The 17,887-nt window shown below is 46.4% G+C and carries 14 protein-coding genes; 11 read left to right on the forward strand and 3 right to left on the reverse strand.

What is annotated here, in order from left to right:
• The first annotated feature begins 24 nt into the window (after window positions 1-24).
• From H065_RS0111215 to H065_RS0111235, 5 genes are all read left to right on the forward strand, one after another.
• Window positions 25-1,047 (forward strand): metal ABC transporter substrate-binding protein, encoded by a 1,023-nt coding sequence (locus tag H065_RS0111215; protein WP_017813154.1) that lies wholly within the window; start codon window positions 25-27, stop codon window positions 1,045-1,047.
• 259 nt (window positions 1,048-1,306) lie between these two features.
• Window positions 1,307-2,215, forward strand: a complete 909-nt coding sequence (locus tag H065_RS0111220) for a TetR/AcrR family transcriptional regulator (RefSeq protein ID WP_017813155.1) — start codon at window positions 1,307-1,309, stop codon at window positions 2,213-2,215.
• The gene (locus tag H065_RS0111225) at window positions 2,208-3,683 is read left to right on the forward strand and encodes an MDR family MFS transporter (RefSeq protein ID WP_017813156.1); all 1,476 of its coding nucleotides are present in this window, start codon (window positions 2,208-2,210) and stop codon (window positions 3,681-3,683) included. The genes H065_RS0111220 and H065_RS0111225 overlap by 8 nt, the downstream gene beginning before the upstream one ends.
• 285 nt (window positions 3,684-3,968) lie before the next feature.
• Window positions 3,969-5,117, forward strand: coding sequence for an NADH-dependent flavin oxidoreductase (locus H065_RS0111230; protein ID WP_017813157.1), 1,149 nt, complete (start codon window positions 3,969-3,971; stop codon window positions 5,115-5,117).
• A 147-nt stretch (window positions 5,118-5,264) separates the two neighbouring features.
• Complete coding sequence (locus tag H065_RS0111235) at window positions 5,265-5,777, forward strand: hypothetical protein (RefSeq protein ID WP_152425877.1); 513 nt, start codon at window positions 5,265-5,267, stop codon at window positions 5,775-5,777.
• A gap of 148 nt (window positions 5,778-5,925) precedes the next feature.
• Here the strand turns inward: H065_RS0111235 and H065_RS0111240 are convergent, their stop codons facing one another.
• Entirely contained in the window at window positions 5,926-7,560 is a 1,635-nt protein-coding gene (locus tag H065_RS0111240) for an esterase/lipase family protein (RefSeq protein WP_017813159.1), read from the reverse strand.
• 360 nt (window positions 7,561-7,920) lie between these two features.
• Between H065_RS0111240 and H065_RS0111245 the strand changes: the two genes are divergently transcribed.
• Both H065_RS0111245 and H065_RS0111250 read left to right on the forward strand, forming a co-directional pair.
• Window positions 7,921-9,135, forward strand: a complete 1,215-nt coding sequence (locus H065_RS0111245; protein ID WP_026136171.1) for an MFS transporter — start codon at window positions 7,921-7,923, stop codon at window positions 9,133-9,135.
• 85 nt (window positions 9,136-9,220) lie between these two features.
• Complete coding sequence (locus tag H065_RS0111250) at window positions 9,221-9,667, forward strand: nuclear transport factor 2 family protein (protein ID WP_017813161.1); 447 nt, start codon at window positions 9,221-9,223, stop codon at window positions 9,665-9,667.
• A gap of 225 nt (window positions 9,668-9,892) precedes the next feature.
• Here H065_RS0111250 and H065_RS0111255 read toward each other — a convergent pair whose 3' ends face one another.
• Complete coding sequence (locus H065_RS0111255; RefSeq protein ID WP_017813162.1) at window positions 9,893-10,615, reverse strand: AAA family ATPase; 723 nt, start codon at window positions 10,613-10,615, stop codon at window positions 9,893-9,895.
• Between the two features lie 339 nt (window positions 10,616-10,954).
• Here H065_RS0111255 and H065_RS0111260 point away from each other — a divergent pair, with 339 nt between their 5' ends.
• From H065_RS0111260 to H065_RS0111270, 3 genes are all read left to right on the forward strand, one after another.
• A complete protein-coding gene (locus H065_RS0111260; RefSeq protein ID WP_017813163.1) occupies window positions 10,955-12,553 on the forward strand; it encodes a catalase in 1,599 nt (532 codons plus the stop codon).
• A 308-nt stretch (window positions 12,554-12,861) separates the two neighbouring features.
• On the forward strand, window positions 12,862-13,014 hold the full coding sequence (locus H065_RS27880) for a hypothetical protein (protein ID WP_017813164.1): 153 nt from the start codon (window positions 12,862-12,864) through the stop codon (window positions 13,012-13,014).
• A gap of 366 nt (window positions 13,015-13,380) precedes the next feature.
• Complete coding sequence (locus tag H065_RS0111270) at window positions 13,381-16,053, forward strand: cation-translocating P-type ATPase (RefSeq protein ID WP_017813165.1); 2,673 nt, start codon at window positions 13,381-13,383, stop codon at window positions 16,051-16,053.
• Window positions 16,054-16,339: 286 nt separating this feature from the next.
• On the opposite strand, the gene H065_RS27885 is transcribed toward H065_RS0111270, so the two are convergent.
• Window positions 16,340-16,510 carry a hypothetical protein gene (locus H065_RS27885; RefSeq protein WP_017813166.1) on the reverse strand — a complete coding sequence of 57 codons (171 nt, stop codon included), beginning with the start codon at window positions 16,508-16,510 and terminating at the stop codon, window positions 16,340-16,342.
• Window positions 16,511-16,768: 258 nt separating this feature from the next.
• On the opposite strand from H065_RS27885, the gene H065_RS0111280 reads away from it, so the two are divergent.
• Window positions 16,769-17,716, forward strand: a complete 948-nt coding sequence (locus tag H065_RS0111280; RefSeq protein ID WP_017813167.1) for a ring-cleaving dioxygenase — start codon at window positions 16,769-16,771, stop codon at window positions 17,714-17,716.
• Window positions 17,717-17,887: the final 171 nt, after the last annotated feature.

Consider the following 17,887-nt stretch of genomic DNA (forward strand, 5'->3'; position numbering starts at 1 on the left):
GGAGTGGGGAGGAGAAGTACTGAAATGAAATGGAACAAGCGTAATTGGTTGTCATTGCCTGCGGTGGTCGTATTGGGAATGAGCACAGTGCTCGCAGGATGTGGAAACAGCAGTCCGGCTGCAACAGGTACAACTGCCGGCGAAGGCAGTACGGACAAGCTTCATATTGTAACCAGTTTCTATCCTATGCAGGAATTCACCTCCAAAGTTGCTGGCGATCTGGCAGATGTACAGGTACTGATTCCACCTGGAACCGAACCGCATGACTGGGAGCCTACTCCGCAGGATATTGCCAAAATTACTGATGCCGATATGCTCGTCTACAATGGTGCGGGTCTTGAATCGTGGATGACTCAGGTGCAGGATGCTGTGGGTACCAATGGACCGAAAATGGTAGAAGCAAGCAAAGGTATACAAGTGATGGATGGGTACCATGAAGAGGAAGAGCACGAAGGCGAAGAAGCTCATGCCGGTGAAGAAGCTCATGCTGCTGCAGAAGAAGGCCATGATCACGATCATGGCGGTTTTGATCCGCATGTATGGCTGTCTCCGCAGCAGGCACAGACCGAGGTTCGTAATATCGAGTCTTCACTGAGTGAACTGGCACCGGATCATGCTGCAGATTTCAAGAAAAATGCAGATGCCTATCTGGCAGAATTGCAAAAGCTCGATACCGATTACAAGACGGACCTGTCCAATACCAAACGTAAAGACTTTATTACCCAGCATACCGCATTTGGTTATCTGGCACGTGATTATGGTCTGACCCAGGTCGGTATAAGCGGACTGTCTCCGGAAGAAGAGCCTACAGCTGCCAAGATGGCAGAAGTAGTTGATTTTGCCAAGAGTAATAATGTGAAAACCATCTTCTTCGAAACGCTGGTATCTTCCAAAGTAGCTGACACCATCGCGAATGAAGTAGGTGCACAAACAGCTGTACTGAACCCGTTAGAAGGATTGACCAGTGAACAAGAAGCAGCTGGAGAGAATTATATTTCAGTTATGCGTGAAAATCTGGCGGCTCTGACAAAAGCGCTCAACGAATAATTTGGATCATCCGTCAGTTGGCTGCAAGGCAGCTTCGGATCTTTGTAAAGCATCCTTACCACCAAGGTAATGGATGCTTTTTTATATCCCTTTTTGTATAAAAGAATAGAAACTGCAATATATATTGTATACATACTTTTGTTGTGACAATGATTGACTTTGTAAATAAGTTCATATAAAATAGTAAGTAAGAACTGACGGGTTTTCTGAGTACCGTCAGGTTTTATGGGGTATATTAGAAAATAGGAGATGCACGATTATGGTAGAGGACCGAAAGAAAACGATCCTGTATGCAGGAAGCCAGTTATTCGCAGAAAAAGGCTATTTTGCAACAACTGTTCAGGATATTGCCGAGCAGTGCAATATGTCCAAGGCTTCCATTTATAAATTATTTCAGTCCAAAGAAGACATATTGCTTCAGATCGTAAGCACGCTGCACGAAGAGATTGTACAGGCGAGCAGTACGCTTCATTTTGAAGATAACGTGCCGCCGCGGGAACAGCTGGTTCAGAAACTGGTTGTTCAGTTGCGTGAATTTATAGTCAGACACAACTTTTTTATTAACCTGAACCAAAATGTGCCGATGGAACTGGGCAGTCAGATACGAAATGTGATGCTGAACTTCAAACGAACGATGATCAGCTGGCAAAAGGAAGCTCTTGTCCAGGCATTTGGTACCGAAATCGAACCGATTGTATGGGATTTGGCGGTAGCTATGCAGGGGATGCTGAGAGAGTTTGTCTTTTTGTCCCATGTAGATCGCAAAACCAAGCTCGACCTGGAAGCACTGGCTGCCTTTATTGTAGAGAGCATGGAAGCGGTGATCCATAAGCGTATGGGCAAGGAACCGGTCGTTAATACGGAGCTGGCTGCCCATCTGAATCTGTATGATCCCGAGGTCGGACGCAAGTATTTTGGTGAAAGTGAGTGGCGCAAATCGGTACGCGAGCTAACCCTGGCTGTACATCAGCGTTCACCGGAGCATATCCGTGCCAATCTGCTGGCAGCCGTAGAGCGGCTGGATGTAGAACGCCGCAAAAAAGTACCACAGGCATTCATGATGGATGCACTGATCGCCTATCTTCGGCAGCGTGAAGAATTGAGTGAAGAAGTCTCCTATCTTCAACATGTCTATTTTGCAAATTGGGAGGAAGAGAAACATGGGTAATGCTGTAGCACAACAGCCACAACCAAAAGTGAATATCAAGCTCATTGTCGGCATTATGCTGGCAGGTGCGTTTGTGGCGATACTGAACCAGACACTACTGGTGACGGCGCTGCCGCATATTATGAAGGATCTGAATATTGATGCCACAGCTGCACAATGGCTGACGACGATTTTTATGCTGGTGAACGGGATTATGATTCCGGTCACTGCTTATTTGATTGACAAATTTAATACACGAGCTTTGTTTATTACTTCGATTGGATTATTTGCGCTGGGTACGCTGATTGCGGCCATATCGCCCAACTTTGGCACGTTGCTCGTTGGACGGGTCGTACAGGCTGCCGGAGCGGGGATTATTATGCCGCTAATGCAGACCGTATTTCTGGTTATTTTCCCCAAAGAAAGCCGCGGGGCAGCCATGGGGATGATCGGTCTGGTCATTTCGTTCGCACCTGCGATTGGTCCGACACTATCCGGCTGGATTGTGGATACCTTCTCTTGGCGCGATCTGTTTTACATTATTCTGCCGATTGCCCTGATCGATCTGGTGATCGCTATCTTTGCTCTCAAAAATGTAGGGCAGCTGCGTGATCCCAAACTGGATATCCCTTCGGTTATTCTGTCTACACTTGGATTTGGTGGACTGCTGTACGGATTCAGTACGGCTTCCAAAGGCTGGGCAGATCCGGTGGTCATTGTTACGATAGCCGTCGGTGTCGTCAGTCTGATTCTGTTTGTGACACGCCAGTTCAAGCTGAAGCAGCCGCTGCTGGAGTTCCGCGTATTCCAGAATCGACTGTTTACCATTTCGATGATTATTACAGTGATTGTATTTACGGCGATGATCGGTGCATCGACACTGCTGCCGCTGTATATTCAAAATGCACGTCATCTTACAGCCATGCAGTCCGGTCTGATCGTTCTGCCGGGTGCCATACTAATGGGGATTATGTCACCCATTACAGGACGAATCTTTGATAAATTCGGTGCCAAGCGTATTGGGATTATCGGTCTGTTGATGCTGACGATTGGTACGATTCCATTCGCTTTCCTGACAGATCAGACTCCGGTTCCATTTATTGTAATTATGTTCGCCCTGCGGATGTTCGGTCTATCGATGGTGATGATGCCGGTAACAACAGCCGGTCTGAATCAGCTGCCGGTGCATCTGTTGTCACACGCATCGGCGATGAACAATACCCTCCGTCAGGTAGGGGGATCGATCGGTACAGCGGTATTAATCACCATTTATACGAATGCTTCGATCTCGGCGACTTCTGCTGGTCAGGGAGCAGATCTGTCACTGATACACGGTACGAATATGGCCTTCCTGGTCGCTTCGGCACTGTCGGTACTGGCGCTGATCATGATGTTCTTCCTCAAAGAACCACCGCGCGCAGATGCAAGACCCAAAGAGCAGGCTGCCGAAGCTTCCGGCAAACATGCCAAGCCTGCATCCCAGTCCTGAATATAAATAAATTGTACGCAGGATTACCAAACAATATGACAGCAGGTCTTGTCAGTCAAAGGAATAAATCACTTTGCTGACAGACCTGTTTTTGTATAAAAATGAAGAATTTATGTCCGTTTAAAAGTCCCAAATTGCTTTATTTTATAAAAATAAAGATATGCATTAAAATAACTTGTGAAAAATATAATTGTTTACTATAATATATATTGTTACTTTTAATAATAGCTTTTGAGCAGTAGAAAAGCTTCATCCATTACACATATTAGATAGGAGAGAGAAACCTTGAATCCAAAATATAATGCTTTGTTTGAACCATTTACACTGAATGATGGTATTCAGCTGAAAAACCGTCTGGTGCTGGCACCGATGACTCACTCTTCTTCCAACCCGGATGAGACTGTATCCGATGCAGAACTGGAATACTATGCAAGCCGTACAGCAGGTGTAGGTCTGGCAATTACTGCAGTTGCACACGTAACTCCGGGTGGTAAAGGATTTGCCAACCAGTTCCGTGCTGTAGGCGAAGAGTTCACTCCAGGACTGACACGTCTGGCTGAAACACTGAAAAAGAATGGTGCCAAAGCAGTACTGCAGATTTTCCATGCAGGTCGTCTGGCTCCAGCTGAGCTGGTAGATGGCGACGTAACTGCACCAAGCGCAGTGCCAAGCGAGCGCGGTGATGGTGGTCAAGGTCCTACTCCACGTGAGCTGACCGGCCAGGAAATCGAAGATATTATCAAAGATTTCGGTAAAGCAACAGCGAATGCGATCGCGGCAGGCTTTGACGGCGTGGAAATCCACGGCGCTAATGGCTATCTGATTCAGCAGTTCTTCTCCCCGCACTCCAACCGTCGTGAAGACAAATGGGGCGGCGATGTGCATCAGCGTCTGGCATTCCCACTGGCCGTTGTAGATGAAGTTCAGCGTGTTGTCAAAGAACAAGCGAAAGGTCCATTCATCGTTGGCTATCGCTTCTCGCCAGAAGAACCGGAAACTCCGGGAATCACAATGGCAGACACTCTGGTGCTGATCGATGCACTGGCTGACAAAAACCTCAGCTATCTGCACACTTCCCTGATGGAGTATACTTCTGTACCACGTCGTGGTGTAGAAGATACACGCTCCCGTCTGGAAATCATCCAGGAACGTGTGGGTGCCAAAGTTCCGGTAATCGGTGTAGGCTCCGTGAAAACACCTGATGATGCAGCAGCGGTACTGGCAACAGGTGCTCCACTGGTAGCATTGGGCCGTCAGCTGATTGTAGATCCAACATGGGTTGAAAAAGTAGAATCCGGTCGCGAAGACGAGATTCTGTACACTATTAGCAAAAACGATCAAAAAGCGCTGATACTGCCAGATCCACTCTGGAATATGGTTATTAATATTCCAGGCTGGTTCCCTATCGTAGAAGCACAAGAATCTGCGAAGTAATATGCATTGAATTTAACACCCCGGCATGTACGCAGACGCGGAAGCCGGGGTGTTTTACATAATGCTGTTGATACAGCAGATATTCCGTCCGAACGTAGGTGACTTATACACGTATACGCGTACTGAAATGGATATAAAAAGAGGGATATGATGTCATTGTCCGGTAATGAACGAATGAAGCAGAAACTGGCTTACAGTCAAATCAAAAAATATGCAAATCAGCTGGAAGGTGTATCAGGGGTAATGATTATGGATCGTCAATCTGTCGATACGGCCTGGCATGAACAGATGCTGCGTAGTATTTACAGCTATACGCATCGACCTGTACCTACAGCAGTACTGCCTTATACGGCAGATACGGATTTTGCCCATATCTGGGTCAAAAGCCAGCTGCAGGAGGCGGGGGTGAACAAAGTCATTCAAGCGGTAGATCCTGCATTTTGGCTGAGTATGACTATTACCGATAAGGACCTTTTTCTAAAAGGATTATGGGAATATCAGGGGAATCGGGATATGACATTGATCCTGTTCCGTCCGGATCGGTTGATTGTGTTCAGTGATAATGAATATGAACTGGAATATTACCATATTGCTGCAGACCAAAAAGTGTCGAATACAGGTGATAACCCATCAAAACAGGTTCCAAAATTGGAAGAATAGATACAGAAAACGGAAAATGCTATAGTAATGTGAACTTCGAATATACGCTATTCCATATAAAACAGCCTGTACATGCTGCCTTCGGCATCATACAGGCTGTTCGTGCATTATCTTGTAATTAGCTGATCAATCATATTACAACTTGTCCTCAATCCTGTTGTGAATACGTATGACCTGCTGCATCTACATAGACGGACTTAATGAGTGTACGTTTATAAGGCGCGCCAGTGGCTGTTTTACCTTCAACGTCTGTTGTGATTACATAGTTGGAAGCCTGTCCGGAATCAGGAACGGGAAGACTTTCCTCCACGCTGTTAGCGGACAGGGAACGATGACTTTCGGCTGCTGGAGCTATTCGCTTGCCTTGGGCATCATAATATTCGACTTTGGAAGTAAGTGTCGTCTGCTCGGTATCCAGTCCGTGCGTATTGATGGTCATATCCAGCGATTGACCGGAGAAAGAAGCATTCATATGCGCTTTCTCTGTGCCTGGTGCATAGATTGCAGTCATCAGATAGGCTCCTGATTGATGGCTGACCGCCTGAACCTGCCATTCACCGGCTTCCGGATTCTTTAGCTCAGTCACCTGATGGTAAGCACCTTTGAAGATTTCTTCATCACGGTCTGTGCTGATCTGTACATGACGTACTTTGCCCTGAGGAGAGATCAGACGAAGCTCGTCGATTGGCTGGTTGGTAATCCAGTCCAGAGTGATGGATTTTACATGGTCTTCTACAGTCAGGGTCTCGGTGGCAGTACCCTTATATTCGCCGCCGCGTACATAGTATTGTCCATAATTGGTTGAAGCGGCCAGACCGGAGCCGGACATATCGACAGTCGGTAAACTTGAGGATGGGGAAGTATATACATCGCCGTAGACGCTGGAACCTACTGAAGCACTGGATAAGGCAGCCGCGCGGACACCAGCATTGCCGATGTAGGATTTGAACAGATCAAAAGTGTAGGAACCGGTGCGTACGGTAGCATGATTCCATGGACCCATCTGAATAAGCGTACTGTTCGGACGCAGTGCACTCTCGGTCGTAACTACGCCGTCATTGCTGCCAAATAGAGCCAGATAGGCGCCGCCAAAGGTATAGGAGGATTTGCCGGAGCCGGACCACTTGTTACCGCTAAGTGTATAAAAAGGCACTTTGTTAACATCGGGGTCTTTGGCCATCTCCGTTCGGAAATAGGTCATATTGGAAGTCTGAAGAGAATTGGTACCCGGACTCTGCGAACCAACCAGATCTGCCAGCCATCCAGCCCAGCTGCTGTATGCCAGATCCGCTAGCTGTGAGCCGTGATGAGGGGTACTGAGTGTAATCACGCGATTCACATACGGATAGGCATTATAGCGAACTAGAGCGGATTCGGTATCCACGCCACCCTTACTGTGGGCGACGATAACAATTTTTTTGCCAAAGTACTGACTGATTTCCTTGATCTTGGCGGCGAGCAGTTCGCCGTCTTTCCACATATCTTCCGGTGTACCGGAAATATCATACATATTGATAAAAGCTGTCTGATAACCATTATTGTAGGCGTATTCGTACATATCATTATTCTCGTACCAGACTTTGGCCTGGCTGGTCAGACCATGTACAAACAAAATAACAGGTTTGTCGGCAGAACCATTGGCAGGCGTCTGTCCTGCTGCCCAGGCTCCTGGTGAAGCAGCTACAGCCGGAGTAGCAGGAGCCATAAAGGCCTGAGATGGAAAAGCGGATAGTGCCAGTCCGGCAGCAAGCGTACAGACCAGCAGTTTACGTTGAATAGACATGATATTCCTCCTTGATATGTAATAATTGGGAATATTTTTCCCTTTCCTAATGTAGTAGGCGAGTATTAAAGCTGTTACTTATTTATGTATTTGTTTTGTTTGGCTATACAGGAAGAATGAATTAAATTTTAACAATTTGAAAATAATGTGAGGTAAATTTCCACGATTTGAGTATAATAAAAATCGTGACTACAATTATGCAGCTGTCTGTACCTCAGCGTGAAAAATACAAAGGGGAACTGCTATCGATAATGGATCTGGATAATAAGACAACAGAGACGTGGATTCGATCAGCAGACGTAAGCAGCTAAAAGTATGTTCAAAAAAGTACAAGCGAAACAGAAAGAAGGGGTTAATCACATGAGCAAGATGGAATTACTTCAGAATCCCAAACAGCGCAAGCTGCTGTTCAGTGCGGGATTCAGCTGGATGTTCGATGCGATGGAAGTCGGTATGATTTCCTTTATCGCAGCGGCGCTGGCCAAAAGCTGGAGTCTCAGTCCACAGGAGATTGGGTACCTTACCAGTATTAACTCGGTAGGGATGGCAGTCGGCGCAGTGGCTGCCGGTTATCTGGCAGACCGTTATGGCCGCAAATCGATTCTGCTGTGGACGCTGCTGATTTTCTCGATCGCAAGCGGATTATCCGCACTGGCTACCGGATTTGGCGTCTTGTTGCTGCTTCGGTTTATAGCCGGATTCGGTCTGGGCGGAGAACTGCCTGTGGCTTCGACACTCGTATCAGAATCGGTCGCTGTCAAGGATCGGGGACGCGCAGTAGTATTGCTCGAGAGCTTCTGGGCATTTGGCTGGATTATCTCGGCGGTAGTTGCTTATTTTGTCATCGCACGTTATGGATGGCAGTGGGGATTCGTAATTGGAGCGATACCGGCTCTGTATGCGCTGTATCTTCGTCGTGCAATCGATGATTCACCACGCTTTATCAAAGACGGTGCTGGTCGCCAGGCTTCTTTTGGCAGTGGTCTTCGGGAAATATGGAGCAGTCCGCATCGTCGTACCACACTGATGGCTTGGATTCTCTGGTTTACTGTCGTATTTTCTTATTACGGTATGTTCCTCTGGCTGCCATCGGTAATGGGGCTCAAAGGATTTACACTGATCAAAAGTTTTGAGTATGTGCTGATTATGACAATCGCGCAGCTGCCAGGCTACTTTACCGCAGCGTATTTTATCGAGAAATTCGGCCGCAAGTTCGTATTGGTCGTCTATCTGGTACTGACGGCGGTAAGTGCAATCTGGTTTGGTTATGCAACCAGCGAACTGTCATTGATTCTGGCAGGTGTGTGTCTGTCATTCTTCAACCTGGGTGCATGGGGCGGATTGTATGCCTATACACCGGAGCTCTATCCGACACGGGTACGTTCGACCGGTACGGGTATGGCTGCAGGATTTGGACGGATTGGCGGCGTGATTGCACCATTTATGGTCGGTATGCTCGTAGGAGACGGTATACCAGTGAGTACAATTTTCACGATTTTCTTCGTGGCGATTCTGATTGGAGCAGCAGCTGTGCTATTCCTGGGCAAAGAAACCAAAGGGCTGGAGCTGGAATAACTGGCTGATTCTATTGCAGATGACTTATAATGGAGATTCAGGTAACTGGACAGTAACCTAATCGTCATTATGGAGGAATCAAACAATGAATAGTTCATTTTTGTCAGGTACGGATCTGCTGCTCGCTTACGAGGAGATTCGCATGGTCAAATCCCGCTACTGCCGGTTGATTGATACCAAGCAGTGGGAAGCACTCAAGGACATATTTGCCCCGGATGCAGTCGCGGACTTCAGCACGGAAGGCAACCCGATTCCGGTACTGGAAGGACGCGATACGATTGTACGGGTATTCGAGGATCTGGTAGATCCGGCGGTGACGGTGCATCAGGTACATAGTGCGGATATCGAACTACTATCGGCAACAGAAGCCAGAGTGTTGTCCCCGATGGAGGATTATGTGACTTTTCCGGAAGGCAGCGCGCATAAGTCATTTCATGGATATGGATATTATCATGAGACTTTTGTACAACTTGAAGGACGTTGGTATATCAAGCATACCCGTCTGGAGCGTCTGCGCCTGGATATTTTGTAAACCGATAGATTGGGGAAAGTTATAAAGGATTGGGATTAGCATAAGTGCTGCCAGTCTGGTAAGATGGATCAAGCTGGTCATAGGATTTGCATGCTTCCCGGCAGTCTGCCGATTTCGAACTGTTGATCCAAATCTGTCAAAAAACGCTGCGGCTTATGGGCTGCAGCGTTTTTGGCATATTTATGTATAAAAAAACCTATACAATGATGCGGCTAATGTAGTTACCTAATCGCTGAACAGTTCACGAAGCAGAGGCTTCGGATTTTCCAGAAAACGCCGGGTAATCTGGTAATGATCGGTATCCTGGTAATTGATTCGCTGCAGCCGATCCTCATCAAAACTGATAATATCGGCTTCCGGATAGCCCATTAGAATCGGAGAATGCGTGGCAATAATAAACTGGCAGCGCGGTGTGAGATCATGAATGATCCGCATCAGAGACAGCTGACGGGCAGGAGAGAGCGCTGCCTCCGGCTCATCCAGCAGATAGATAGCGGATTCCCTTGTACTCATGAACTTATGCTTGAACAAATTAAGGAAAGATTCTCCATGTGACTGCTGATGTAGTGATTTGCCACCGTAATACTTATAGTTGTTCATATCCATCTCGTCAATATGATTGGCAAATTGATAAAAAGATTCCGCCCGCAGAAAAAACCCATCGGTCAACTTGGGCAGCCAGGAGAGACGAACATGGTCACCGAGCGCCGCTTCAGAGGACTGAACTTCATAACTGTTATGACGTGAACCGCCGGCTGTATGAAATCCGCACTGGTAAGCTACCGCTTCCAGCAGTGTTGATTTGCCCGAACCATTCTCTCCAACGAAAAAAGTAACTGGACTGCGCACCTCCAGCATATCCATACGCTGAATCAGCGGTAGAGAAAAGGGATAAACAGTGTAATCATCGATGTTTTCTTTGAGCAGGGTAATCCTTCGCAAATACATAATACTCCACCTCTCGTTATTGAAATACGTCTATATTGTAAGACAGCCTACTGCCCGATATTCTTACAAAGAGATTTGCATAGAAGTCATAATTCTGGAATAGGCCCAGTATAAAGGAGGGCAAAAACAAAAGCAAAATGCGGTTTCATATCATCTTCATTCACAAATTGGACAAATTTATGAAATCGGTTCACTTTTTGATTGAAAAGTGTTTTATAATGAGTAGGAGCAGGTAAAAAAAGGTAATATGTCCTTATGCCGGGCGTATGTTTTGTTTTCCTGTGTCATGAAGAATACAGATTCAGCACACTTATACTTTCTTGAAAGGCGGAAGATCTTATGGCAGATGAGAACAAGAAGCAACCGCAATCGAATGATCAAGAAGAAAATGTAACGCTGACTAACCGGCAGGGACACCCTGTCACTGATAATCAAAATGTAAGAACTGTAGGGAACCGGGGTCCTGTTACACTGGAGAACTACAATTTTCTCGAGAAAATAACACACTTCGACCGTGAGCGTGTGCCTGAACGTGTTGTTCATGCCCGTGGAGCGGGAGCGCATGGCGTATTCGAAGCTTATGGAACTGTAGGTGATGAGCCTGTATCCAAATATACCCGCGCCAAACTATTTCAGGAAAAAGGTAAAATCACGCCGGTATTCGTACGTTTCTCCAGCGTTATTCATGGAGGTCATTCTCCGGAGACACTGCGTGATCCGCGCGGATTCGCAACCAAATTCTATACTGAAGATGGCAACTGGGATCTGGTCGGTAACAATCTGAAAATTTTCTTTATCCGTGATCCGCTCAAATTCCCGGATATGGTACATGCCTTTAAGCCGGACCCGATTACAAATGTGCAGGATATGGAGCGCTTCCTGGATTTTGTAGCGAATAGTCCAGAGGCTACACATATGATTACTTTCCTGTTCTCCCCATGGGGGATTCCGGCGAATTACCGGATGATGCAGGGATCTGGTGTTAATACGTACAAATGGGTGAATGCCGAAGGGCAAGCGGTATTGGTCAAGTACCACTGGGAACCACTGCAGGGTATTCGCAACCTCAAGCAGGAGGAAGCCAATCAGATTCAGGGGCTCGACTTTAACCACGCGACTGTTGATCTGTATGATGCGATCGAGCGTGGAGAGTATCCGGAATGGGAGCTGTGTGTGCAGATCATGAGCGATGACTATCATCCAGAGCTGGATTTTGATCCACTCGATGATACAAAGCTGTGGCCGGAAGATCAATTCCCGTTCCTCAAAGTAGGCAAAATGACGCTCAACCGCAATCCGGAAGATTACTTCAATGAAGTGGAGCAGGCAGCCTTCGGTACAGGTGTACTGGTAGACGGACTGGACTTCTCGGATGATAAAATGCTGCAGGGTCGCACATTCTCCTATTCGGATACCCAGCGTCACCGTATCGGAGCGAACTATCAGCAGCTGCCGATCAATGCACCTAAATCGAGAGTGGCAACCAACCATTCCGGAGGTCAGATGCGTTATCAGACGGATCGTGCGCCGGGTCAGAACCCGCATGTGAATTATGAGCCGTCTTCACTGGGTGGTCTTCAGGAAGCGCCAAAAGCAGGCAAAGATCATGAACCGGAATATTACAATACCCGTCTGATGCGTCAGAAGATTGACCGTCCGAATGACTTTGCGCAGGCTGGCGAGACGTATCGTAACTTTGAAGATTGGGAGCGCGATGAACTGATCAGCAACCTGGGCGGCAATCTGGCCCAGTGTAATGAAGTGATTCAGGAGAAAGTACTCACCAATATTACAGAAGCCGATGCTGATTATGGAAAGCGTGTCAGAGAAATGATGGAAAAAGTAAAGGCTGACCCGGAAAAAGGAAAGCCAATGCATCGTGCCCATATGGCTGCCAAAAAAGCCGAAGAAAAAGGACACGAGGCCGATCCATACTGATAAACCATTCATTAGGCTGCCAATGATTGAATATTCAGATTAATAGCAAATCCCCATATGGTGCATCCTGAACAGGATCATTGGTATGGGGATTTTTTATGCGGTCTATCCTCTATACAGTCACATTCAGCCATGGATACAGTGCACTTGTAAATGGGTGACACAACGATCATCCTGATCACTTGCAGAAGTTCTGCAATGAGAATCTGCAGGCACGTTTGATTACTGCTGTAATTCGTTTAAATAAATGTCATAGCGATCTCTATACGATAAGTACTATACATTCTAATATGAAGGCGGCGATTATAATGAAAATCATCATTACACAGGAAGAAGCAGTACAAAAAGGAATCTGGAATGAAGTTATGCAGATGTTCGGTGTACAGAATGAAGATGAGACTTATCCGCAAGAGCAGTACATTTTGACAGAAGAACAGGCGCGCAAACTTCAGATCATTTAAGGGAATATCCTAATGTAATACATTCTCGTGCAGGAATTTTAATACTTTAATATAACTGAATGTAATCCATATAAGAGCAAGAGACATCATTTACAAGAAACCTACGAATAAACGGAAGGTACTTGTAAATGATGTCTCTTTTTTATAGTTCCACTAATATCGACAACAATCGTCATCAAATCTACACGTTCTTTTTGAAACCAAATGTATTTTAAAGGGTAAAAATCAGTAGGGATAACCAGTTGTTATACGATATAAAAAGATATACATAACGACTGGTACAGATACACGCCTTATCGTACATGCAGCAAACGGGAGAACAGATTAGAGACAGTTCTTCACATTTTGAGGATAGGAGTGTTGTGAATGGAATTCTATCAGACAAGTACAGAAGAAGCGCTGCAAAAGGTAGATACGACCGAGAAAGGATTGACTTCGGAGCAAGCCCGGCAGCGTCTGGAACGTGATGGGTACAATGAACTCAAGGGCAAAGAACGTACGCCTACCTGGAAGCTGATTGTGGAAAATCTGCGGGACCCGATGGTGGTTGTTTTGTTGATTGCCTCGATTGTACAGATCGTGCTCGGGCATGTGGTTGAAGCGGGAATTATTATTTTCGTACTGATCCTGAATGCGATTATCAGTGTAGTACAGACACGCAAAGCAGAGAGCTCGATTGAAGCATTGCGACAGATGTCCACCCCGGAAGCCAAGGTACTGCGTGACGGTACGCGCAAATCACTGCCTGCCCGTGAACTGGTTGCTGGTGATATTATTCAGCTGGACGCCGGAGATTTTGTACCGGCAGATGCGCGTCTGCTGACATCAGAGAGTCTCAAGGTAGATGAAGGCATGCTGACCGGTGAATCGGAAGCAGTCGAAAAACATATTCAGGTAATCGAGGAAGAGTCACCGATTGGAGATCGCAAAAATATGGTATTCAGTGGTGCGTTAATCGTGTACGGTCGCGGTACAGCGGTTATTACGGGTACCGGGCTAAATACCGAGATCGGCAAGATTGCCGGCTTGATCGAGAGTGCCGAATCCAAGCAGACACCGCTGCAGCGCAAACTGGAGAGCTTTAGCAAAAAGCTTGGTGTGTTCATTTTACTGCTCTGTATTCTGATTTTTGCAGTAGAAGCTGCTCGTATCTGGTTCTCTGCGGATACAGTAGATACGACCGCTGCGATTCTGGAAGCGCTGATGTTCGCAGTGGCTGTAGCAGTGGCCGCCATACCGGAAGCTTTGTCTTCTATTGTAACGATCGTATTATCTGCCGGAACGAACAAGATGGCCCGGCAGCATGCGATTATCCGCCGCCTGCCTGCCGTGGAATCACTCGGCTCCACCAGTGTAATCTGTACGGACAAAACCGGTACACTGACCCAGAACAAGATGACCGTTGTCGATTATTACTTGCCGGATGGTAGCCGCGATGACTTCCCGGACAATCCGGCAGAATGGTCGGAGGGAGAGCGCAAGCTGGTTCATATTGCCGTACTCTGCAACGACTCCAATATCGATGAAGAAGGCAAGGAGATGGGCGATCCTACCGAGGTTGCACTGATCGCATTCAGCAACAAAAAGAATAAAAAATATACCGAGATCCGCGATAGCTTTCCACGGGAAGCGGAGATTCCTTTTGACTCTGACCGTAAGCTGATGTCTACTGTGCATACTTTTGATCATCAGAAAATGCTGCTGACCAAGGGCGGACCGGATGTACTCATCAGCCGCTGTACCCAGGTACTGCTGGGCGAACAGGTCATTCCGCTGGATGAAGAGATTCGCCAGCGTCTCTATGAAGCAAACGAGGACTTTTCCAGTCGGGCACTTCGTGTACTCGCTTATGGATATAAGGTGATCCCCGATAATCAGATGACTGTCGGTATAGAAGACGAGCAGGAGCTGATCCTGGTAGGATTGACAGCGATGATCGATCCACCGCGTGAAGCGGTCTATGGTTCGATCGAACAATCCAAACGTGCTGGTATTCGTACCATTATGATTACCGGAGATCATAAAACGACCGCTCAGGCGATTGGTCGTGATATCGGACTGATGGATGAGAATGATATTGCAGTGACCGGTCAGGAACTGGACAAAATGTCGGATGAAGAGCTGGACCGCAATCTGGAAAATATATCGGTCTATGCCCGGGTATCACCGGAGAACAAGATTCGTATCGTACGTGCCTGGCAGAAAAAAGACAAGATCACCGCAATGACCGGCGATGGCGTAAACGATGCACCTGCGCTCAAGCAGGCAGATATCGGAGTTGCCATGGGCAGCGGAACCGATGTAGCCAAAGATTCGGCAGCGATGATTCTGACGGATGATAACTTTGTCTCGATTGTCAATGCAGTCAGTGTCGGCCGGACCGTATTCGATAATATCAAAAAGTCGATCGCCTATCTGTTTGCAGGCAATCTGGGTGCGATTATCGCGATTATTTTTGCGCTTATTATGGATTGGGTAAATCCGTTCACAGCGATTCAACTGCTATTTATCAATCTAGCGAATGATTCGCTGCCGGCCATTTCGCTGGGTATGGAAAAAGAAGAGCCAGGTGTTATGGATCGCAAGCCGCGTGATATCAATGAAGGACTATTTGCCGGCGGTACGCTGAGAGCCGTTATTACACGGGGAATTATGATTGGTGCAGCAGTTATACTATCCCAGTATATTGGATTGCAGCATTCGCCGGAGATGAGTGTAGCGATGGCCTTTACAACGCTGATCCTGGCACGTACCCTGCAGACCTTTGCTGCTCGTTCCAATGTACAGAGCGCCATAGAAGCAGGATTGTTCAGCAATAAATATGTAATCGGTTCGGTCGTATTATGTTTTGGTCTATATGGTATTACTCTGCTACCGGGTGTACGCGGAATCTTCTCGATTCCGGATAGTTTTGGCGTACAGGAGTGGGCGATTGCTACCGGCCTTGCTGCAGCAGCGCTGGTATTGATGGAATTGGAAAAACTAATCCGTCGTGCCACATCGGGAGACAACAGTGCGCAACCGCGCAGATCGGCTTGAATATAAACTGTGTTACAGCCTGAAGGGTAACTATCAATATTGTAGGTATAGCCAAAAAGCGTGTATGACGAAGGATAAACGTCATACACGCTTTTGCATATGTTTTATCGACTATGCCAAAATTGAACGTTTCGCTTAGTATAGGCTAATCGTAATGGTATAGAGAGTAGATTTGTTTATAGGTATTATATCCGCATAATAAAAAGGCAGCACCGATGATTGTGATCGGTACTGCCTGCTTGTATGCATGTATCAAGTTCCTTTAGCGATCCAATACTAATATGGATTACTTGTCGGAATCTTTTTTGTCTTTATCATCGTCGCCCGAGGCAACTGGAGACGGTTTGGATGCCCAATCGTCTGCCTGAGTTTCAGGATTTGCACCTTGTTCCTTCTTGTGCTTCTCCATTAGTGTATCTTCTGAATTTGGATTTTCCATTTTGTTGTCTTCTGTCATGATGCTCTCCTCCTCAGTGAATAATTCACTTTATTTTGTTTAGTATGCTCTGTTCTTCATTACCCGATTGGACAAAAGGGAAACAGGCTAATAGCGAAAAGGTCATATAAACGAATGTCCAGAATAGTTACAAATGATCTCTCAAATGAATATGAAAATAAAGGGTTGACATTATTTTGAAATGAACTTATTATTATCTCATGATTAATAATCTTTAAATTAAGATTTATTATTTAAGGGAAAAGGGGCGGATAAATAATGAACAGATCAACAGCAGGTATTCACCACATTACGGCAATTGTAGGACATCCTCAGGAGAATGTTGATTTTTACGCAGGTGTGCTTGGTTTGCGGATGATAAAGCAAACGGTAAATTTTGACGATCCAGGAACGTATCACTTTTACTTTGGCGATGAAGCCGGTCATCCAGGCACGATTATTACTTTTTTCCCTTGGGCAGGCGCACAGCAGGGTGTGATCGGTGATGGTCAAGTAGGTGTCACTACTTATGTTGTACCGGAGCACGCACTGCCTTTCTGGAAAGCACGTTTGCAGCAATTTCATATTTCGTATCGTGAAGTGGAACGCTTTGGTGAGCAATATTTGACATTTGACGATCCGCACGGTCTGCATCTGGAGATTGTAGAACGCAGCGCCGGTGCGAATAGTCAATGGAGCTTTGGCGGCGTAACGACTGAGGTAGCGATCAAGGGATTTGGTGGCGCGACGCTATTTTCCTCTCATCCTGACCAGACAGCACAGCTCTTGGAACAGGTAATGGGATTGGAACTGATTGCACAGGAAGGCGATTATACGCGTTATCGTTCGACGGCCGATATCGGCAATATTATTGATTTGAAAATGACGACTGGTGTACGCGGCGAAATGGGTGTCGGTACGGTTCACCATATTGCCTGGCGCGCAGTGGATGACAGCGATCAATTGAATTGGCAAAATGAGTTGCATGATCTCGGATACAGCGTAACTGCGGTACGTGACCGCAATTATTTTAACGCCATTTATTTCCGGGAGCATGGAGAGATTCTGTTCGAGATTGCTACCGATCCACCGGGGTTTGTACATGACGAATCGCCGGAAACACTGGGTACCGAATTGAAGCTGCCGGAGCAATATGAACAGCATCGTGCCAAACTGAAACAGATTTTGCTGCCTTTTGAAGTACGGGAGCTGGATCATCATGAATGATTAGGCGCAAACGATAAATGAATAGCATCCAAGCATTTTATAAAAACAGTCGTCACTTATTTTGAGGCGACTGTTTTTTTATATGGAGGAGTGCGTTTTCAGGTAGATTAAAGAATTTTTATTTATTTAGTATTGGTTAAGCGTTATCAATTTTAAATTTATTTTTGTTTA

Origin of the sequence: Paenibacillus shenyangensis (genome assembly GCF_000346635.1) — a bacterium.
GTDB lineage: Bacteria > Bacillota > Bacilli > Paenibacillales > Paenibacillaceae > Saccharibacillus > Saccharibacillus dauci.